Here is a 20090-nt window from a genome sequence, read left to right as displayed (position 1 = left end):
AATGCCCCCTCATCTCGGGCTCGGCAGCTTGCTCCATTTGCTCCGGGACTGGATTGCTGGATTTCAGCAACGCTTTTAATTCGCAGCTGATTCCGGTGGGCCTGTCACATACAATGCGGCCTTTGTGCACTGGCCTGAAGGGACCTTTTCCCTTTGGCGCTGCAAACGCCGCTCGATGCCAGCTTTCACTTACCCGAACAAGGCCTCTCGTCCACCAAACGTTGCCTTCCGATTTACGGTCTCTAATTGATCGGAAGAGGGAGAGGACAGACAGGAGCGCAGATCGACTGAAGTTTCTGGCGCTCCCTAGGGGAATCGAACCCCTGTTTCAGCCTTGAGAGGGCCGCGTCCTAACCGCTAGACGAAGGGAGCGTGAGGGCTAGCCAATAGCCTCGAAATTTGTCCGCCGCAAGGACCCCGATGGGCCTTTTACGGCTCATTGGCGAATTTCAGCCGCCCGGCGGGCTTCAGGGTGTGGGCGTCGAAGGTGCGGATCTCGATGACTCCGCCGAGATCCAGCGTAACCACGAGGCGGTCGCCGGCAACCCCGGTCGAGACGATCCTGGCGCCCTTCGGCAGCGTGGCGGTGACATCCCCGGCCGCCTCCGTCGCCCTTCCCTCCGACTTGAAAAGGCGGTAGCCCACCGCGATCAGAACGGCGCAGATCGCCAGCGCCGTGGTCAACCCCGCGATCAGCATCATCCGCCGCACCCGCGCGAACAGCGCGGCCTGCTCGGGGGTCGGTTCGGGAACAGCGGTTTCAGACGTCGTCATGGAAAGCCTGGGTTCAGCGCAAAGGTTGGAGGTCGTGGTCGCCGGCGACGAGGGCTCGGCCCGGCTCGACCGCGTGCTGGCGGCGCGCCTGCCGGAGCTGTCGCGATCGAGGCTGAAAGCCCTGATCCTGGCGGGCGCAGTGCAGCTGAAGGCCGCCGCGGTCCGCGACCCCGCTTATCACGTCGCATCCGGCGATACGATCATTATCGACGTGCCGGAGGCGGCTCCGCCGGAGCCGAAGGGAGAGGATATCGCCCTCGACATCGTGTTCGAGGACGACGACATCGTCGTCCTCAACAAGCCGAAGGGGCTGGTGGTGCATCCCGCCGCCGGCCACGAGACCGGCACGCTGGTGAATGCACTGATCGCCCATTGCGGCACTTCGCTCTCCGGCATCGGCGGGGTGCGCCGGCCCGGCATCGTGCACCGGCTGGACAAGGACACGACCGGGCTGATGGTGGTCGCCAAGAACGACCTCGCCCATGCCTCGCTGACCGCCCAATTCGCCGATCACGGCCGCACCGGCGAGATGCGGCGCGGCTACATGGCCTTTGCCTGGGGCGTGCCGGGCCGGCATCGCGGCACCGTCGATGCGCCGATCGACCGCCATCCGCATGCGCGCGAGAAGATGGCGGTGCGCCAGGGCGGCCGCGAAGCGATCACCCATTGGGAAATCCTGGAGAGCTTTGCCGGGCGCGACGGCAAGCCGGTCGCGGCCCTGCTCGCCTGCGAGCTCGAGACCGGGCGCACCCACCAGATCCGCGTCCACCTCGCCCATATCGGCCATCCCCTGATGGGCGATGCGGTCTACGGCCCGCACTTCAAGACCAAGGCGAACCAGCTCGGCCCCGAGTCGCAGCGCGCCCTCGCCGCACTCGGAAGGCAGGCCCTCCATGCTTACCTGCTGGTATTGGAGCACCCGAGGACAGGAGAATTACTCCACTGGGAGGCGCCGCTGCCGGAGGATTTGCTTCTTCTCCAGCGCACCCTGAAAGCGGCGCTATGACGCAGACCGTTTAAGAAAGCCGTTACATTACAAAAGATTATAGCTGCCACACGGGGACGTGACGTCAGCAATCCTTCCCTTTTTGCCCCCCCATGGGGTATATTGCGCATGCGTTGGAAATGACCAGCGCGGAACATCGCAGCTACGGCCGGCTTTAACACAGCGGTCGTCTGCCTGGCCCGCCGCTATCGGGGGCCTGAACCTTTGGAGGGCGCACTATGGCCCGTACCGCTGCTTTGCCGGTCCTTAATGGAGAATCCGGCCTTTCTCGCTACCTCGCCGAGATCCGCAAGTTCCCGATGCTGGAACCCCAGCAGGAATACATGCTCGCCAAGCGTTGGCGCGAGCATGACGATCGCGACGCGGCGCACCAACTCGTCACCAGCCACCTCCGGCTCGTTGCCAAGATCGCCATGGGCTATCGCGGCTACGGCTTGCCGATCTCCGAGGTCGTCTCGGAAGGCAATGTCGGCCTGATGCAGGCGGTGAAGCGTTTCGAACCCGAGAAGGGGTTCCGTCTCGCCACCTACGCGATGTGGTGGATCAAGGCGTCGATTCAAGAATACATCCTGCGTTCCTGGTCCCTCGTGAAGATGGGCACCACCGCGAACCAGAAGAAGCTGTTCTTCAACCTGCGCAAGGCGAAGAGCAAGATCAACGCGCTGGACGAAGGCGATCTCCGCCCCGACCAGGTGCAGATGATCGCCAAGCGCCTCGGCGTCACCGATCAGGACGTGATCGACATGAACCGCCGCCTCGGCGGCGACGCGTCGCTCAACGCTCCGATCCGCGACGACGGCGAAGCCGGCGAATGGCAGGACTGGCTGGTCGACAACACGCCCAACCAGGAAGCCATGATGGCGGAGCACGAGGAATATGATCACCGCCGTGACGCCCTGAACGGCGCCATGGGCGTGCTCAACCCGCGCGAACGCCGCATCTTCGAGGCGCGCCGCCTCGCCGATGAGCCGATGACGCTGGAAGACCTCGCTGCCGAGTTCGGCGTGTCACGCGAGCGCGTCCGCCAGATCGAGGTCCGCGCCTTCGAGAAGGTGCAGACCGCGGTCAAGGGCACGATCGCAAAGGCCGAACAGGCCGCACTGGAAGCCGCGCACTAAGCGGAGCTTCGCTGCAAAGAGATATTGGCGGATCGAAAGACAGAAAGCCGGCGGTGACGCCGGCTTTTTTGTTGGTGTGATTCGGCTGGATGGCGCAGGCGGTGCAAGCTCGCTGTCATTCCGAGGCGCGCGGAGGGCGAGCCCGGAATGACGGAAGGAGACTACTCCCCCCACATCCGCGCCAGGGTCGCGAGCCAGCAGCCTTCGCAATAGCGCGCGTCCTTGTAGTCGATCCAGTTGTGCGCATAGACGCGGTCGAGCGGGATATCGTAGCGCGCGCGCAGCACCTTGACGAGGACTTGCCACGCGGCGACCTGCGCCGCGGTCGGTCCGGTCGTGACATCCGGAAAGTTGCCGGCGAACTCGACGCCGATCGAATTGTCGCGCACGACCTGGCGATAGGTCGCGCTGTTGTCGATGTACTTGTTGTCGTTGCGGTTGGCGCCGTCGCCATGCGTCGGCACCAGGTTTTCGGCGACCGCCCAATAGACCGTGCCGTCGGTCTCGACCCACACCGTGACACCGCGCCGCGTCGGGGTCTTGGCCTGCGCTTGCGCGCCGCCGCGCGCCGAGCCCGCCGGCCCCTCGGTCTGGTGCACGATGATGTTGCGCCAGGGTCTCGCATTGCGGAGGTCGCCCCATGGCGCCAGCCAAACGATCTTAAGGCCGGGAATCTCGGGCGTGCCGGAGGCGTGCGCGAGCTTGGCGAGCTCGGCATCCGCAGCGGCGGCGGAGACGATCGGAAGCAGAGCGGCCAGGACGGCCGCGAGCAGGCGAAACATCATCATGCAAGGTCCAGTGCGACCCCGACCCTAACAGGCTTTACGCGAATGTCCTCACCGCCCCGGCAGACTCGGGCGACAGCGGCGGGGCGGGGTCATAGACCGCAAAGTCGTTCTTGCCGTTCTTCTTGGCTGCGTAAAGGGCGTGGTCGGCATTGGCCATCAGGCGGTCCGGGAATTCCCCGATGTCGCGATCCCACTGCGCGACCCCGATCGAGATCGCGATCGGGATGTCGTCGCCGCGGCAGGCAGCAGCATCCTGACGGCAGACCTCGAGCACGCGGCGCGCGATGGTGGCAGCCTCGCGCAAGGACGAGGACGGCAGCACGACGCAGAACTCGTCGCCGCCGGTGCGGGCGAGCATGTCGCCAGGCCGCAGCCGCGTCTGCGCCATCAGGGTGAAGTGCTTGAGGCAGGCATCGCCCGCGGCATGGCCGTGGGTGTCGTTGATAGTCTTGAAGCCGTCGAGGTCGATCACCAGCAGCGAGAACGGTGCGTTGCTCCGCTCCGAGCGGGCGCATTCCTCGGCGAGGCGCTGCAAGAGATGTCGCCGGTTGGCGACGCCGGTGAGATCGTCGAGCAGCGCGAGGTCGGCCACCTCGCCCCGTAGCCGGTCCATCGCCATCAGCAGGAAGCCGAAATTGAGCGTCATCGACAGGAACAGCAGCCCGAGCACCATGATGGCGTGGTTCTGAGCGCCGGCCACAGCCGAGAAATCATAGTCGAGCAGATTGCCAACGACGCGCGCGCAGAACGTCGCGACCATGGCGACGATGACGATGCCGGACAGCCGGGCGCCCGGGCTGGCTCGCCCTTCCGGCGGAGACAGCAACAAGTCCAGCGAGCGCAACAGCGGCAAGGACTGGCCGAGCGTGTAGCAGAGCATCCGCAACGGCATGTGATCGAAGCCGAACTTGAACAGACCGACTCCGCTGAGACTCAAGACCCCCGTCGCGACCATGAACCGCCAGGACACCGGCCGATCATAGAAGCGTTCGATGCCCATTGCGGCAAAGCAGCTCGCCCCGATAATACCGGCACCGGCGATCAGAAGCGGCACAGGAGACATGGCCGAAAGGCCAATCAGGGCGACCACCGCTCCGCCCGAACCAACGAAGGCCGAGGCCATCCAGAACCGCGCAGCCGCGAAATTCGGATAGGAGCGCGTCACGTAGGCCCAGATCACGCCGAGCGCCAGAAAGTTGACGACGAAGACCGTCCACAATGTCGGCACGTTCAGCATGGCGCGTACAGCACGCGCAGCGTCCCGCTCCCCCTTCCCGGCAGCCGTCCGTCCATGACCCATCCCCGTCTTCTTGCGGAGGACCATGCGACGGTCGCGCTTAATGGAGTCTCACCGCAGTCGCACAAACTCGGTCGTTGGTTTTGGATTGATGAATCCCGCAAACGGATTTGCGGAATCGTTAAGCAACGCGCAGCGAGCCGGGGGCGCGCGTGAAGCGGATTCGCGCAGCAAAATCACCCGAAAAAGCATCTGAGCTGTGGATAACGTGATGACGCCGATGTGACAGCGCGGGGCATCCGGCTCCGAATCTGCTGAGTTTGTCGTCGAGGATGTTGCGAGGCTGGCCCTCCGCCGAGCATCCCTCGTGTCGCGTTCCACCATTAACCCTTAAGAGGATCCTATGGCTAAGAAAGCGAAGAAGGCGGCGAAGAAGAAGGCGAAAAAGGCCAAGAAGGCGAAGAAGAAGTAACGAGGCTTGTTCTTTGCCCGGGTGGAGCCTCGCTCCGCCCGGGCGTCGGGTCGAGCGTTTGAAGGTGGCGGGCGCAAGGCCCGCTTTTTTATTGGGTGGAGAAGGCTATCTCTCGGCAAACGCCAGCTTGGCGCCGAGGGCCGCGAAGCCTGCCGCGAAGCTGCGGCGCAGCCACGCCATGACGCGCGGGCGGGAGATGACGCGCTCGCGCACCGAGGCGGCACACAGGCCGTAGACCACGAACACCGCAAAGGTCATCGCCATGAACGCGCCGCTCAATTCCAGCATGCGCGCCAGCACATGGGCCTCGTCCGCGGCGATGAATTGCGGCAGGAAGGCGAGGAAGAAGATCGACAGCTTGGGATTGAGGATGTTGATCAGAAAGCCGGTGATGATGATACGGCCGCTCGAACGTTCGCGGATGTTGCCCTCGACCGAAAGCGCGCCGCTCTCGCGCAGCGCCTGCCAGGACATGTAGAGCAGATAGGCGACGCCGCCCCATTTCAGCGCGGCGAAGGCGAGCGCGCTGGTGTGGAGCACGGCGGCGAGCCCGAGCATTGCCGCCACCATGTGCGGCACGATCCCAAGCGTGCAACCGAACGCGGCGGCGAGGCCGGCGCGCGAGCCGCGCGTCAGCGCCGCGGCCAGCGTGTAGAGCACGCCGGTACCGGGCGAGGCGACGACGATGAGCGAGGTGAGCAGGAAGGACCAGGTCATGAACGGACCCTATCACCGCCCCTCACGGCGAGGAAGCCTGCGCGCCAGGAAGCGCACTCCTGCGCTCAAGACAGCTGCGCGATCTCGGCCTCACGCAACACGTCGAGCGGCGCCCACGGCTTTGCCCAGAACTTAGCCCCGTCGGGCAAGGGCTGCCGCAATGGGCGGCCGGAGGTGACGACGACGTCGAGCTTGGGATTGCGGTGCTTGGCGAGGTGGGCGAGCTCGACGCCGTTCATGCGGCCGGCCAGCTGGACGTCGGTCAGCATCAGAGAGAGCGCACCGGCGCTCTTGTCGAGCACGCGCTCGGCGGCCTCGGCGCTTTCGCACTGGATGACCTGGTAGCCGCTCTCCTCCAGCAGAACACACAACATCTCCCGCTGCATGACGTCGTCTTCAACGATCAGCGCTGTCGCGCGAAACGGTATTGATTGTCCCATCTGCGGCTCCAATGCATGCCTCCATAACGCATGTTAAAAGCTCAACTCGCCTGCAGTTCAGTTCCATTGTGAAAAAATGTAAATCATAGTTCCATTTGCGGGATTGACGGGGGACATCATGACGACGATTCGCGGCGCTGCCGCTATCACGGGAGCCGCCAGCGGCATCGGCCGGGCGCTGGCCATCGAGCTTGCGCAGCGCGGCTGCGATCTCGCACTGGCCGATCGCGACGAGGCCGGGCTGAAGGCGCTGGCTGGGAAGATCGGCCGAGACCGCAAGATCAGCCTGCATCGCGTCGACGTCGGCGATGCCAGCGACATCGCGCAGTTCGCGACCGAGGCGACCTCCGCGCATCCCGCGCTCGGCATCGTCGTCAACAATGCCGGCGTGGCGCTGATGGGCTCGTTCGAGGAGATCGACCAGGCTCAGATGGACTGGCTGTTCGACATCAATTTCTGGGGCGTGGTGCACGGCACGCGGGCCTTCCTGCCGCATCTGAAGACGAGGGCCGAGGCGCACATCGTCAACCTCTCCTCGATCTTCGGCATCATCGCACCGCCCGGCCAATCGGCCTATGCGGCGGCGAAGTTCGCGGTGCGCGGTTTTTCCGAGAGCGTGCGGCATGAGCTCGCGGTGGCGGGAAGCTCGGTGAAGTTGTCGGTCGTGCATCCCGGCGGCGTCGCCACCGCGATCGCGCGCAACGCCCGCACCGGCGTCGGCGTCACCGACAATGCCCGCCGCGCGCAGTCGATCGAGCGGTTCGAGAACGCGGCGAAGACCACGCCGAAGGACGCCGCGCTGCGCATCATCCGGGGCATCGAGAAGAACGAGCCGCGCATCCTGATCGGCAATGACGCCCGCTTCATGGACCTCTTGCAGCGCTTCCGGCCGGCGACATATTGGGCGCCGCTGCAGCGGCGGCTGGAGAAGATGGCGAAGGGGACGTGATCGTTGCTTCTCTCGACCCTCCCCCCTCCAGGGCAGGGCTATCGCGTACGGTTTTGTGGCGCGGCCCGAGCAAGCGCCTCCTTCGTTCGAGACGCCCGCTTCGCGGTCTCCTCAGGATGAGGCTGAACTGTATCGCTGTCCGTTGAGAGTGCTGCCGCCGACTCCGTCCTCATCCTGAGGGCCCGCCAAAGGCGGGCGTCTCGAAGGATGCGCCACAGGCAACCCCACTCATATGCGATAGCCCTGCCCTCCAGGGGAGGGTGAGGTCACTGCCCCGCCAGCCGATCCGCGAAATAGCCGATCGTCTTGCGATAGACCACCGCCCTGTTCCACTCGCGCATCGCCTCGAAATTGGCGGTGCCTTCGCCATAGGGCTGGCCCATCTTGAATCCGCTCATGTGCAGGAGGTTCGCAGTCGAGGCGAGCACGTCGGGGACGCTGTGGCGGAGGTCGACATGGCCGTCGCCGTCGAAATCGACGCCGTATTTGATGTAGGACGACGGCAGGAACTGGGTCTGGCCGATCTCGCCGGCAAAGGCGCCGATGAGGTCGCGCAGCGGCAGGTCGCCGCGCTGAACGATCTTGAGAGCGGCAAGCAGCTCGCCCTGGAACAGATCGGTGCGGCGGCAGTCATGCGCGAGTGTCGCCAGCGTGCGGATCACCGGCATCTTGCCCATGTCGCCCTTGCCGAAATCGCTCTCCAGGCCCCAGATCGCGACCAGGATGTAACGCGGCACGCCGAACTGCTGCTCGATGCGGGAGAGCAGCGCGGCGTGCCGCTGCAGAAGCGCGCGGCCGCCATTGATGCGGCCCGGGCCGACGCGGGTCGAGACGTACTGCTCAAAGCTCTTGTTGAAGGTGTGGCGCTGGCGCCGGTCGAAGGCGAGCACCGCGCTATCCGGGGTCACGCCGCTGAGCGCCGCACTGGTCACGCTGGCCGAGACGCCGGCCGCCTGAGCTTCCTGCGCCATGGTGGCGACGAACGCGTTGAAATCGCCGCCGCAGCGCGCGGCCTGCGCCGACCCGCCGGCCAGACAGAGGACGGACGCGGCGGCGAGAAGCAGTCTCAGCATGTGGAGCAATCCCCCAAAAACACCTTGCTGCGAAGCAGCGCGCGGATCATGCCCGGGAAAGAGGCAAGCGTCAAAGCACAAGGCTTCAAGCTCAAGGCTTGATCCGCATCAAACTGTCTCACGCCCTGCTTTCTAGATTGAAGCAATCAGGAGAGCCGCCCAGGAGATGCGTCCATGACCGGAATAACCTTGACCGCCGAGCAGATCCGCAATGCCCCCGCAGCGGTGCGGCAATGGATCGAGCAGGAGGTGATCACCTCGCTCGGCCTTGCGCCGCCCCGCACGCCCACGGCCGCCCCGCCCCAGGCGTCCCATCTCGTCGCCTGCAGCGTGGAGGACGCCGCCGGCCTGCTCGAGCATATCAGGGGCGTGCTTCCGGCGGTCAACGTGCTGTTCGAGCTCGGCCGTCCCGGCATCAGCTTCGGCCAGCCCGCGGTCATGACGTTCCGCTTGATGGACATCCTGCATCACACCCGCCTGCACGACGTTGGCGAGGTCATCACGTGCCTGGAAATGATCAACCAGGCGCTGATCGAGGTGAAGAAGGATCCATCGGTGCGGTTCTGCGGCTTCGACAATGAAGGCCACTGCCTCATCGCACCGCAGACGCAAGCGAGCATCGCAACGCTGTGGCAGACCATGATGGAGCGCCAGCAGGCGGCGCGGGCCGTGCCGGCGGCGTGAGGTGGGCTACGCCAAAGATCGCCCCTCGACATTCCGGGGCGCGCGTAGCGCGAACTATGGTGCGCAATCGCGCACCTGAGAATCCATCGAGCGTCAGCGACGGTGGATGAATGGATTCCGGGCCCGCGCTACGCGCCCCGGAATGACGGATGACAGAGTTGGCGCTATGATATCGTTGCTTGCGCCGCACTGAGCCAGCATGAAACGAGCCATGCCTCACCACCTGCCACCTCGACCCCGCCCCGCCCTCCTCCGCATCCCGCTGTTCCGCCTGCTCGCCATCAATCTTGCGATCGGCGCCTGCGCCGCGACGATCCTCGTCGGTGGGCTGCTCTGGCTCAATCCTGGACATCTGCGCGAGCTGATCTTCGCCGACCGTTCGCCCGGCATCGCGCTCGCGCTGCTGCTGGCGTCGTTCCTCATCACCTTCGGCTCGGCTGCGATGGGCAGCGCGATCATGGCGCAGGGGCGCAAGGAGGACGGCGGCAAAGACGGCGGACACGGATCGCGGCCCGCGGTGCAGGAAGTGCCGCAGCGCACCTGGGCAAAATGATGCGCATCGCGCAAAGCACGCGCGCACTGAGGGGTTGGCATCACACCATCTGCACGCAGGCGGGAAGATGTGCAGCCCGGTGCAACTTCCGACACAACGCGTCACGCGCGCTGCATCGCGAAACTTGTGAGGATGAACAAAGTAGTTCGATGATCCAAACAATTGCTTCGATCCGTGTGGGAACCGCTGATCGCAACCGGCGCATATCTGATGCGCTCGGTGCGACATCAACGCCACCACGATTTACCTTGCCATCACAGCGCGGCTTCTATAGCCTTCTATTTTAGGTTGTCGCCCCGCCAGCCCCGGGTGACACTGAAGACCAAAATAAACGGCGGGCCTCGGCCCGCCGTTTATGCGGCGAGGTTTTTGCGAAGGAACGTCGCGGACGGCATCAGCCTCTGGCATCGGGTTCCGCAGCCCCCTCCCGCAGCAGATATCAATCAGCCGCATGGCCCCGCCGCTCGGGCCGCAACGAGAGCGGAATGCTTCAGGTCGGCCTGCGTCCGCGGTTCGTTCAGCTCTCGCTTGCGGTCAGGGCAAGCGCATATAGGGCGATCTCGCCTGTGGCCATCCTTCGAGACGCCCGCCGTTGGCCGGCCCTCAGGATGAGGACTGAAGTCGTGGCGGCCGTTTCAACGAGCACGCATACTGTTTAGCCTCATCCTGAGGAGACCGCAGCGGTGGTCTCGAAGGACGAGGCGTGTGCAGCGGCTGACGCTACAAGTCATATGCGCTCGCCCTGCGCTCGCGGGAGAGGAGTGCACCGCCATTTGAGCAATCAACCCGCCAAAGTCATTTGACTGCGGCCCTGCAATCGACGACAAGCCGCCATGGCCAAGAAACCCGGAACCAATCCCAAAGGCGAGTTCGCCTTCTTCAACGTCGTCTACGAGGACGATTCCCAGCGCTCCAACCGCCGCGTCCCCTCCGAGCTGCTCGGCGGCCTCGACGGCGACGAACCGGCGCGTAACTTCATCATGGAGCAGGACCGCGAGATCGCAGAGAAGAGCGGCCGCCCGGCGCTGGAGATCAAGCGGATCGAGCGGGTCGGGGCGAAGAAGAAGTAAGCTGGCGCGCCAATGAGAGGCGCGAAGCGTCGGCACAAATGAGAAAGGCGGGCTTTCGGCCCGCCGTTTTCGTTTGGATGGATGCCCGGGTCGAGCCCGGGCATGACGATCCGAATTAATTGTCCAAGAAGCTCCGCAGCTTCCGCGACCGCGACGGATGCTTCAGCTTGCGCAGCGCCTTGGCTTCGATCTGGCGGATGCGCTCGCGCGTCACCGAGAACTGCTGGCCGACTTCTTCCAGCGTGTGGTCGGTGTTCATGCCGATGCCGAAGCGCATGCGCAGCACGCGCTCTTCGCGCGGGGTGAGCGAGGCCAAGACGCGCGTGGTGGTTTCGCGCAGGTTGGACTGGATCGCGGCGTCGATCGGCAGGATCGCGTTCTTGTCCTCGATGAAATCGCCGAGGTGTGAATCCTCTTCGTCACCGACGGGGGTTTCGAGCGAGAGCGGCTCCTTGGCGATCTTGAGGACCTTGCGGACCTTCTCCAGGGGCATGCCGAGCTTTTCGGCCAGCTCCTCCGGGGTCGGCTCGCGGCCGATCTCGTTGAGCATCTGACGGCTCGTGCGCACGATCTTGTTGATCGTCTCGATCATGTGCACGGGGATGCGGATGGTGCGGGCCTGGTCCGCGATCGAACGCGTGATCGCCTGCCGGATCCACCACGTGGCGTAGGTCGAGAACTTGTAGCCGCGGCGGTACTCGAACTTGTCGACCGCCTTCATCAGGCCGATGTTGCCCTCCTGGATCAGGTCGAGGAACTGCAGGCCGCGGTTGGTGTACTTCTTGGCGATCGAGATCACGAGACGGAGGTTGGCTTCCACCATCTCCTTCTTGGCCTGGCGGGCCTCGCGCTCGCCCTTCTGCACGGAGTGCACGATCTTGCGGAACTCGACGATCTCGAGGCCGGTCAGGGCCGCGAGCTGATGCACCTCGTGACGGAGGTCCTTGATGCGGTCCTTCTCGTGGTGGACGAAGTTCTTCCAGCCCTTGGCCGAGAGCTTCGAGACACGGTTGAGCCAGCGCGGATCGAGCTCCGAGCCTGTGTAGTTGCGCAGAAAATCCTCGCGCGCGACGCCGTGGCTGTCGGCGAGGCGCATCAGGCGGCCCTCATGCGAGACGAGGCGCTTGTTGATGTCGTAGAGCTGCTCGACAAGTGAATCGATACGCGCCTGGTTGAGGCGCAGCGACTTCACCTCGACGATGATCTCGTCCTTGAGCTTCTTGTACTTGCGCTCCTGGTGCGGCGAGAGCGACTCGTTCTGGAGCTGGTTCTGGATGTCCTGCTCCTGAAGCTTGCGCAGCTTCTTGTAGCTGTCGGCGATCTTGTCGAAGATTTCGACCACCTTCGGCTTGAGCTCGGCCTCGATCGCCGCCAGCGACATCTGGTTCTCGAACTCGTCGTCGTCCATGTCGGCTTCGGCGGCGGCCTCGCCGGGATCCTTCTCCTCGCCTTCGGCGGCGCCGGGCGCAGGCGCGGCGCGGAACGGGGTCGGCGACGGCGGCGCGGCGGGCGGGGCGACATGGGCGGGCGCAGCCGCAGCCACAGCTTCGCCGCCCTCGGCCGCGGCTTCGCCGTTCTCACTGGCAGGACCGGCGATCATCGCGGTGTTCATGCCGCCCTTGGCATCGGGACCGGCATAGGTGGCTTCGAGATCGATGATGTCGCGGAGGAAGATCTTGCCTTCGTTGAGCTCGTCGCGCCAGATGATGATGGCCTGGAAGGTCAGCGGGCTTTCGCAGAGGCCCGCGATCATCGCCTCGCGGCCGGCCTCGATGCGCTTCGCGATCGCGATTTCGCCTTCGCGGGAGAGCAGCTCGACCGTGCCCATCTCGCGCAGATACATGCGCACGGGATCGTCGGTGCGCTCGCCCGGCTCGCTCTTCTTGACCTCGGTGACGGCCTTCTGGGTGACCTCGACGAGCTCGTTATCGGTCTCGTCGTCGCCCTCGTCCTTCTCGTCCTCGCCTTCGGAGTCGTCGGCTTCGGTGACGTTGATGCCCATGTCCGAGAGCATCGACATGATGTCCTCGATCTGTTCGGGCGAGGTCTGGTCCGACGGCAAGACTTCGTTGAGCTGATCGAAGGTCACGAAGCCGCGCTTCTTGGCCTGCTTGATCATCTTCTTCACTGCCGCGTCGGACAGATCGAGCAAGGGCGAGGGCGCGTCCTGGGAATCCTTCTCCGGCGCGTCCGCTGCCTTGTCGTCTTTTTCCTTGTCCTTCGCCTGCAGCGTCTTTGCCTTGGTGGCCATCCATTGCTCCTAAACGCGCTTCATGCGAGGCGCTTGCCCGCGCCTTGCGTGAATTCACTTGAACCTGTTGCTCGACGCTCTCGCTTCGGCAGCTCTCGACACGGAAAGGGCGGCGCACAATTCTCTCGCCACCCCCAACTTTCTCTCGCCGGAATTGCCTAACGCTTCGTCAGCCTCTTTGCCGCAGCGGATGCAGGTGTAGTGCCAACAGCGATTGCGCGGATTCATTCCTGACGCGTCTGTTCTGCCTGCGGCCGCCTGGTGGCCAAAGTGCTACAAGACCGTTAAGCCTCGATTAACCCTGTTTTTGCCGCCAAACCCAGGATTTGGCGAGTCTTTTAGCGGTTCCGGCCCCGGCCGTCCGCATGATTCTTTTCATCACATGCTCTTCTGAAGCCGGCCCGACAGCTCGCCAAACCCCTCGATGAGGGCCTCGGTGCCGTCGACTTCGCCTATCCGAGCCTTGACGTCACGCAGCCACGCCAAATTGGCCTCGCTGGGGTCCTCCCCCAAGGCCAGCTCGGCGTCCTTCAGCTCTCTAAGTAGTGAATGCCATTGCCGATGCAAGGCAACCAGCTGATGCCAAGTGGCAAGAACGTCGTCCCGCGCCGCACCCTCGCGCGCGCCCCACACCGCCGCAGTGGTGATGCCGCTCTCAACTCTTTGAAGAACTTGCGAAAATCCGCCCCGCTCGAGGTCGCCGCGCATCTTCTCGGCCTGCTCCTCGGGGTCCGGGGAATGGTGATGATCGTTGGCGAAGGCGGCGATAACGGCGGCTCTGAGCTTGTGGACGTCGGGGTGAACGAACTCCAGCGCCGCCGCTTCCTCAAGGTGGTCGTGCAGGAGCCAGGGGTGATTGATCAGGCATTGCAGGATCAGGGCCTCGCGGCGGGAGATGGCGCTGCGCTGACCCTTCATGATCGGGCTGGCCGCCAGCTGCGGGCTGGCCGCCTGGTAAGGGCCTGACGGTAGCATGGTGGGGCCAGGAGCGCCGCGGCGCCCTCCGCCGAATCCCTGACCGCCGAATCGATTCGCTCCCCCGCCCCTCGGCTGGAACGAGCGGCCGCCCCCGCCTTGACCCTGGCGGAAATTGCCCCGGCCGCCAAAACCGCGCCCGCCGTCGGGAGCAAAGGTGCGCTGCAGCCGCTCGATGAACTCGTCGCGATAATAGCGCCGCACCACCTCGTCCCGGATGCCGTTCGTGAGCTCCCTGATGCGCGCCTCCAGCGCGGCGCGCCGCTCGGGCGTGGCGAAATTGCCGCCTTCGAGCTCACGCGACCAGATCATGTCGGCGAGCGGACGGGCCGCTCCGATCACCTCCTCGATCGCGCCGCGGCCGCCGGAGCGCGCGAGATCGTCGGGATCCTGCCCCTCCGGCAGCAGTGCGAAGCGAAGGCTCTTTCCCGGCGCGAGGAAGGGCAGCGCGAGATCAGCGGCACGATAGGCCGCCTTCTGGCCGGCGCGGTCGCCATCGAAGCAGAGGATCGGCTCGTCCGCCATCTTCCAGAGCAGCGCAAGCTGGCTCTCGGTGAGCGCGGTGCCGAGCGGCGCGACGCTGCCGGGAAAGCCCGCGGTCACCATGGCGATGACGTCGACATAGCCTTCGACCACGATCAGCGCACTGCCGTCATGGGTGGCTTTGCGCGCAGTCTGGTGGTTGTAGAGATTGTCGCCTTTGTGGAACAGCGGCGTCTCCGGCGAGTTCAGGTATTTTGCCGGAACGTCCTTCTCCAGCGCGCGCCCGCCGAAGGCGATGACGCGGCCGCGCAAATCCGTGATCGGAAACATCACGCGATCGCGGAAGCGGTCATACGGCACGGGGATATCGTCGCCGCCGATCAAGAGGCCGGTTTCGACCATGTCCTCGACGGAGATACCGAGCTTGCCGAGATGCTCCTTCAGCGCGAAGCGATCGGGCGAGGCATAGCCGAGGCGGAACTGCAATTGCGTCGCCGGCGAGATGGCGCGATCGGCGAGATAGCCGCGCGCCTTGGCACCCTGGCGCGAGGCCAGCGTCTCCGCGAAATAGGTCGCTGCGAGATCCATGACGTCATGCAGCGTGCGGCGGCGCTGCTCCTCACGGGCGGCGTTGGGCGTCACCGCCGGCAGCGGCAGGCCCGCCATGCCCGCGAGGCGCTCCACGGCTTCCGCGAACGGCAGGCCCTCGGTCTCCATCACGAAGCTGATGATGTCGCCATGCTTGCCGGAGGAGAAGTCGTGGTAAAAACCCTTCTGGTCGTTGACGTAGAAGGACGGCGTCTTCTCCTGCTGGAACGGCGACAGCCCCTTCCACTCCCGCCCTGCCTTCTTCAGCTTGACGCGCTTGCCCACGACTTCGGAGACCGAAAGCCGGGCACGAAGCTCGTCGAGGAACTGGGGCGTGAAGCGCATGGGCTGTGTCTAGCGCGAAACCGGGTGAGTCGGGCGAAGGATCAGGGATATAGGGACGGCGGGCCCAAAAGTCAGGTTTATCGGGATTATGCGCGCTGTTCACAGCCCGCTCCGTCATTCCGGGGCGCGCGAAGCGCGAGCCCGGAATCCATCAGGCCACCGGAATGCTGGGAGAAATGGATTCCGGGTTCGCTCGACGGGCGCCCCGGAATGACGAGCCCCTTGAACCCGGCCCGGTTCCACGCTTCCATATCGCCATGTTCAGGACGTTTCGAGGTGGCCAGAGCGGGGGCTGGCGCGTGACCTCGATCGAACCGGTGACGGGCGAGCCCCTGCCCTTCGTCCCTGCGCTGTCGGTGACCGACAGCGAGGCCGTCTCGTTGCCGCTGGTGCCCTCGCGAAATGCCTGGCGGCTGGTCGGCGTTGCCAGCAGCCTGCGCTACACCGAGCGGGCCGAGAAGGAGCAACTCGTGGCGGTGCAGGCCGGGCTCGGGCGGCTGGAGGCGACCAGCGCGGCGCTGATCCCGATCCGCAAGTCGCAGGCCTGGTGGCATCTGACGCAGGAAGAGCGCCGCAAGATCTTCGAGGACAAGTCGCATCACATCGCCAGCAGCCTTCGTTTCCTGCCCGCGATTGCGCGCCAGCTCTATCACTGCCGCGACCTCGGCGGCCCCTTCGACTTCCTGACCTGGTTCGAATTCGCCCCCGCGCACGCCTCGCTATTCGAGGAGATGGTGGCGATGCTGCGGCGGACCGAGGAGTGGACCTATGTCGAGCGCGAGGTCGACGTGCGCGTGGTGAAGGAAGTGCTGTCGGCTTGAAGCATGATCCGGAAAAGTGCGCAGCGGTTTTCCGAGAAGATCATGCTCGAAAACAATCAGTGCTCGAGAAAGCGCCCGGACTCGATACGTGGCAGATCGGTGACCGGCCAGTTGTACACGTAGGTCCACGCCTTCTCCGTGGTGCCGTCGGCGCGCGTCACGTCGACCAGCTGGCGCAGATATTCGGTCGGCTCCGGAAAGCCCTCGCCGCAGGCCTCGTACATGTCGAGCTCGCTCAAGAGCTCGGCCGGCACGCGCATCCGAAAGAGCTCGCCATGGACGAGGTCGGTGGCCGCATCCGACAGCAGCAATCCCGGATAATGCTTCACCAGGACGAGTCGGCCGCGGCAGGTCGCTTCGCCGAGGAATTCCGCATGGCCCGCGAGCAGCCGTGCCATCGGATGGTCGAAGCCGCGCATCAGGGTGCCGTAAACGAAGAGGCGATCGGAGGTCATGGTGTTCCAACGTTGCGGTGCCGGTGCGATACCGCTACTCCGTTTACACAGTTTGTCATTCCATAGGCAAATCAGGATGGCTTTGGAAATAGCCGACGTATCAGATCAACTTCTCGGCGAGGGCGACATTCCGCCGGTGCATGAGGTGAATACGGCTGGGACATCGCCGTTCCTGCTCACCGCAGACCATTACGGACGGGTGCTGCCGCGCGCGCTCGGCAATCTCGGCGTCGCCGAGGTCGAGTTGACGCGGCACATCGCCTGGGACATCGGCATTGCCGGCGTCGCCGAGCGGCTCGCCGAGATGCTCGATGCGCATCTGATCGCGCAGCGCTATTCGCGCCTGGTGATCGATTGCAACCGCCCGCCGGGCGTCGCAAGCTCGATTCCCGTGATCTCGGAGGCAACCGCCATCCCCGGCAATGAGGAGCTCTCGGCCGCGGCCAAGGAGATGCGCCGCCACGAGATCTTCGAGCCCTATCACCGCCGGATTGGCGCTGCGATCGATGCGCGCATCCGGGCTGGCAAGCCGACGGTGCTGGTGGCATTGCACAGCTTCACGCCGGTCTATTACGGCGAGCCGCGGCCCTGGCACATCGGCACGCTCTATCACCGCGACACGGTGCTGCCGCGGCTGATGCTGCAGCATTTGCGAGGCGAGAGCGAACTCGTCGTCGGCGACAACCAGCCTTACGCGGTGAGCGACATCACCGACTACACCATCCCCGTCCACGGCGAGGCGCGTGGCCTCGTCAACACCGGCATCGAAATCCGCCAGGACCTGATCGCCGACGAAAGCGGGCAGCAGCAATGGGCCGAGCGGCTGGCGCGGATTCTGCGCGAGATTGAGGTCACGCTGCGCAAACAGGGAATGGCTTGAGCGGTCACTTCGCCCGCGTCAGCGCCAGCCAGATGCCGCCGCCGATCATGAAGCCGCCGGAGATGCGCGACATCATCCGGGTGCGGCGGGCCGAGAAGAATTTTCGCGCGCGGCCTGCTGCGATGGCGTAGAGCGCGTCCGTCATCACCGCGGTGACCATGAAGGTGGCGCCCAGGAGGGCGACCTGCGGAAAGTGCGGCTGGTTCATGTCCATGAATTGCGGAATGAAGGCGCCGAAGAATACCAGCACTTTCGGGTTGGACAGCAGCACCAGGAACCCTTGCAGGAAGAAGCCGCCGCGCGGCGGCGGAGGCGGCGCGTCGAGCTCGACGCCCTCGACCGGGGCCCAGATCAGCTTGATGCCGAGCCAGACCAGATAGGCAGCGCCGGCAAAGCGCACCCAGTCGAACCAGTAGCCCATGGTCGCCATCAGCGAGGTCAGGCCGATCGCGACGACGCCGATGACGATGGCAAGCCCGGCTTGCGCACCGGCGACGTTGATGAGCGCTGCGCGCGTGCCGTGGCGCAGTCCGTTGGCGATGACGAGGGTCACGATCGGCCCCGGCAGCAGCGCCAGCGCAATGCAGGCGGCGACGAAGGCGAGATAGGCTTGCATGGACATCATGAGAGGGACTCGGCTGAAAGCGTTAGCGATATTAATGCACGGGACGGGCGTGAACGGAAGCGCGCTTATTCCCGTACGCGACAGTAGTCGAAACCGCGCGCGCCTCTCCTTCGAGACGACCGCTTCGCGGTCTCCTCAGGACGAGGCTAAGCAACACCGTTGCTCGTTGAAACTGATGCCGCACGCTCGATCCTCATCCTGAGGGCCCGCCAACGGCGGGCGTCTCGAAGGATGGCCGCAGGCGCAATCGCTTCCACATGAAATTGCCCGATCACCTGTACTCGCATCGTCAGTTCTTCGGCAGACCCGCAACGGCACGCGCGGGGCCGGTCAGTTCGAGAATGTGCAGGCCGGTATTGGCACGATCGACGATGTAGATGTAGCCGCGGTCGTCGGTCTCGACATTGTTGGTCTGGATCGCGACCTTGCAACGCTCGCCGCCCTCGACAGGAATGCAGCGCTTGTCGGTCGCAGCCGTGATCGGCGGAATGAAGTAGCCGACTTCCCGGGGGTGATAGGGATCGCGGACGTCGAGCGCACGCACGCCGGCATTGAAGAAGGCGATGAAGGCCATCTTCTTGTAATAGACCGGCGCCATGCTCTCGTTGGAGGAATGCGCACCGAAGCGGCCGCCGCGCTGGCAGAACTGCCCGCTGGCTTCGGGCACGGTGTAGCTCGAGATCACCATCGGCCGCGTCTCGGTGGTGACGTCGGCGAACCACACCATCTGCCGCGCCTCGCCGCATTCGTTGAGGATCGCCTCGTCCACGATCATGACGATGTCGCGGGTCTTGCCATCCTTGTCCTCGGAAAACTCCGCGATGGGCATGTCGAGCATCGGAAAGGTCGTATGCGCGCCGTTGAAGGCCGACATCGGCATCCGTGCAATCTCGGGATAGCGCAGATTGTCCGGCGTCGGCTCCTTTGGCCCGTTCAGGAGCTTGTCACGATCGACGATCTGCAGGATGCCGCCCTTGTTGGTGCCGTAGCCGAAATAGACGCGGTTGCCATTGGGTCCGGTCGAGATCGGCCCGTGCAGCTCGGTCGGCACCGCGCCGGTCGAGCCGGGCTCCTGACCCGGCAAACCAAAGTCGCGGATCTTCTGCGGATGCGCGGGATCGGACAGATCGTAGATCTGCGTCATGCGCCGCGTGCGCCAGTCCGGCGCGCCGGAGACGAGATAGGCGATGCCGGTGTCGCATTCCCACCAGCTCTTGTGCGTGTCCTTCAAGCCGCCGATGCGCGTGATGAGGACGGGGCTGGCGGGATCGGTGACATTCCAGATCTCATGCGCCTCGCTGCCGAAGGTCCTGAGCATGTACACCGCGTTGGGATCGCCCTTCGGCAACGCCTTGCCGTCGCAGACCCGCACCATCTGCGCGCCGCCGGATTCGTACTTGCCCTCCTGCCCCGGCAGATGCCGCAGATATTTCGGACGGGCGGGATCGGTGACGTCCACGATCGACGTTCCGTTCGGCTCGGCCTTACCCGTCATCGGGTTGACGGGAGCGGGTATGTCCTCGGTGCCGCCGTGATGGCCGATATAGGCGATCCAGCGATCGCCCTGGTGATGGATGGTCGGCTGATAGGCGCTGCGGGCCTGCAGGTCGCTCGTGCCGACGAGCTTCATGTTGGATGCTTCAGGCGGGGCGCCGATGGTCTGCTTCTGGGCGTGGACCGCGGTGCCGCAAGCGAAGAGGACGAGGCTTGCGGCAGTCAAGACGCAACGGAACATGAAGATCCTCCCGGAACCAATCTGCGTTGGCTGAACGCCGACGCTACCATG

General features: G+C 64.9%; 19 protein-coding genes and 1 tRNA gene. 8 read left to right on the top strand and 12 right to left on the bottom strand.

What is annotated here, in order from left to right; all coding sequences use genetic code 11:
• Positions 1-297: 297 nt before the first annotated feature.
• A tRNA-Glu gene (locus tag P6U31_RS06855) sits at positions 298-372 on the bottom strand.
• A gap of 57 nt (positions 373-429) precedes the next feature.
• Entirely contained in the window at positions 430-774 is a 345-nt protein-coding gene (locus tag P6U31_RS06850) for a hypothetical protein (protein ID WP_407187467.1), read from the bottom strand.
• On the opposite strand from P6U31_RS06850, the gene P6U31_RS06845 reads away from it, so the two are divergent.
• Both P6U31_RS06845 and rpoH read left to right on the top strand, forming a co-directional pair.
• Positions 773-1780, top strand: a complete 1008-nt coding sequence (locus P6U31_RS06845) for an RluA family pseudouridine synthase (protein ID WP_407187466.1) — start codon at positions 773-775, stop codon at positions 1778-1780. The genes P6U31_RS06850 and P6U31_RS06845 overlap by 2 nt on opposite strands.
• Positions 1781-1998: 218 nt before the next feature.
• Positions 1999-2898 (top strand): RNA polymerase sigma factor RpoH, encoded by a 900-nt coding sequence (gene rpoH / locus P6U31_RS06840; protein WP_407187465.1) that lies wholly within the window; start codon positions 1999-2001, stop codon positions 2896-2898.
• Between the two features lie 161 nt (positions 2899-3059).
• Here the strand turns inward: rpoH and P6U31_RS06835 are convergent, their stop codons facing one another.
• The 4 genes from P6U31_RS06835 to P6U31_RS06820 form a co-directional block, all read right to left on the bottom strand.
• Complete coding sequence (locus P6U31_RS06835; RefSeq protein WP_407187464.1) at positions 3060-3686, bottom strand: N-acetylmuramoyl-L-alanine amidase; 627 nt, start codon at positions 3684-3686, stop codon at positions 3060-3062.
• 34 nt (positions 3687-3720) lie between these two features.
• Positions 3721-4923, bottom strand: coding sequence for a GGDEF domain-containing protein (locus tag P6U31_RS06830; protein ID WP_407189778.1), 1203 nt, complete (start codon positions 4921-4923; stop codon positions 3721-3723).
• A 577-nt stretch (positions 4924-5500) separates the two neighbouring features.
• The gene (locus tag P6U31_RS06825; RefSeq protein WP_407187463.1) at positions 5501-6112 is read right to left on the bottom strand and encodes a LysE family translocator; all 612 of its coding nucleotides are present in this window, start codon (positions 6110-6112) and stop codon (positions 5501-5503) included.
• Positions 6113-6177: 65 nt separating this feature from the next.
• Positions 6178-6552: a response regulator gene (locus P6U31_RS06820; protein ID WP_407187462.1), complete on the bottom strand. Its 375-nt coding sequence runs from the start codon at positions 6550-6552 to the stop codon at positions 6178-6180.
• Positions 6553-6670: 118 nt separating this feature from the next.
• Here P6U31_RS06820 and P6U31_RS06815 point away from each other — a divergent pair, with 118 nt between their 5' ends.
• Positions 6671-7501: an SDR family NAD(P)-dependent oxidoreductase gene (locus tag P6U31_RS06815; RefSeq protein ID WP_407187461.1), complete on the top strand. Its 831-nt coding sequence runs from the start codon at positions 6671-6673 to the stop codon at positions 7499-7501.
• 266 nt (positions 7502-7767) lie between these two features.
• On the opposite strand, the gene P6U31_RS06810 is transcribed toward P6U31_RS06815, so the two are convergent.
• Positions 7768-8574 carry a lytic transglycosylase domain-containing protein gene (locus P6U31_RS06810; protein WP_407187460.1) on the bottom strand — a complete coding sequence of 269 codons (807 nt, stop codon included), beginning with the start codon at positions 8572-8574 and terminating at the stop codon, positions 7768-7770.
• Positions 8575-8748: 174 nt separating this feature from the next.
• Between P6U31_RS06810 and P6U31_RS06805 the strand changes: the two genes are divergently transcribed.
• The 3 genes from P6U31_RS06805 (at position 8749) to P6U31_RS06795 (ending at position 10881) form a co-directional block, all read left to right on the top strand.
• The gene (locus tag P6U31_RS06805) at positions 8749-9258 is read left to right on the top strand and encodes a hypothetical protein (RefSeq protein ID WP_407187459.1); all 510 of its coding nucleotides are present in this window, start codon (positions 8749-8751) and stop codon (positions 9256-9258) included.
• A gap of 211 nt (positions 9259-9469) precedes the next feature.
• Positions 9470-9811, top strand: a complete 342-nt coding sequence (locus P6U31_RS06800; protein ID WP_407187458.1) for a hypothetical protein — start codon at positions 9470-9472, stop codon at positions 9809-9811.
• An 833-nt stretch (positions 9812-10644) separates the two neighbouring features.
• Positions 10645-10881 (top strand): hypothetical protein, encoded by a 237-nt coding sequence (locus tag P6U31_RS06795; protein ID WP_036009587.1) that lies wholly within the window; start codon positions 10645-10647, stop codon positions 10879-10881.
• Between the two features lie 115 nt (positions 10882-10996).
• Here the strand turns inward: P6U31_RS06795 and rpoD are convergent, their stop codons facing one another.
• Together rpoD and dnaG are read right to left on the bottom strand one after the other, a co-directional pair.
• Entirely contained in the window at positions 10997-13132 is a 2136-nt protein-coding gene (rpoD, locus tag P6U31_RS06790; RefSeq protein WP_407187457.1) for an RNA polymerase sigma factor RpoD, read from the bottom strand.
• A gap of 378 nt (positions 13133-13510) precedes the next feature.
• Positions 13511-15523 (bottom strand): DNA primase, encoded by a 2013-nt coding sequence (gene dnaG / locus P6U31_RS06785; protein ID WP_407187456.1) that lies wholly within the window; start codon positions 15521-15523, stop codon positions 13511-13513.
• A gap of 257 nt (positions 15524-15780) precedes the next feature.
• On the opposite strand from dnaG, the gene P6U31_RS06780 reads away from it, so the two are divergent.
• Positions 15781-16344 carry a chlorite dismutase family protein gene (locus tag P6U31_RS06780; protein ID WP_407187455.1) on the top strand — a complete coding sequence of 188 codons (564 nt, stop codon included), beginning with the start codon at positions 15781-15783 and terminating at the stop codon, positions 16342-16344.
• A gap of 56 nt (positions 16345-16400) precedes the next feature.
• Here the strand turns inward: P6U31_RS06780 and P6U31_RS06775 are convergent, their stop codons facing one another.
• Positions 16401-16799 (bottom strand): gamma-glutamylcyclotransferase, encoded by a 399-nt coding sequence (locus P6U31_RS06775; RefSeq protein WP_407187454.1) that lies wholly within the window; start codon positions 16797-16799, stop codon positions 16401-16403.
• Between the two features lie 76 nt (positions 16800-16875).
• Here P6U31_RS06775 and P6U31_RS06770 point away from each other — a divergent pair, with 76 nt between their 5' ends.
• Positions 16876-17679, top strand: coding sequence for an N-formylglutamate amidohydrolase (locus P6U31_RS06770; RefSeq protein WP_407187453.1), 804 nt, complete (start codon positions 16876-16878; stop codon positions 17677-17679).
• 4 nt (positions 17680-17683) lie between these two features.
• On the opposite strand, the gene P6U31_RS06765 is transcribed toward P6U31_RS06770, so the two are convergent.
• Together P6U31_RS06765 and P6U31_RS06760 are read right to left on the bottom strand one after the other, a co-directional pair.
• A complete protein-coding gene (locus P6U31_RS06765; RefSeq protein WP_407187452.1) occupies positions 17684-18304 on the bottom strand; it encodes a LysE family translocator in 621 nt (206 codons plus the stop codon).
• Positions 18305-18593: 289 nt separating this feature from the next.
• On the bottom strand, positions 18594-20039 hold the full coding sequence (locus tag P6U31_RS06760) for an LVIVD repeat-containing protein (protein WP_407187451.1): 1446 nt from the start codon (positions 20037-20039) through the stop codon (positions 18594-18596).
• Positions 20040-20090: the final 51 nt, after the last annotated feature.

The organism is Bradyrhizobium centrosematis (assembly GCF_045571495.1).
In the GTDB taxonomy this organism is placed as follows: Bacteria; Pseudomonadota; Alphaproteobacteria; order Rhizobiales; family Xanthobacteraceae; genus Bradyrhizobium; species Bradyrhizobium centrosematis.
This window is presented reverse-complemented; position numbering and strand designations above follow the sequence as displayed.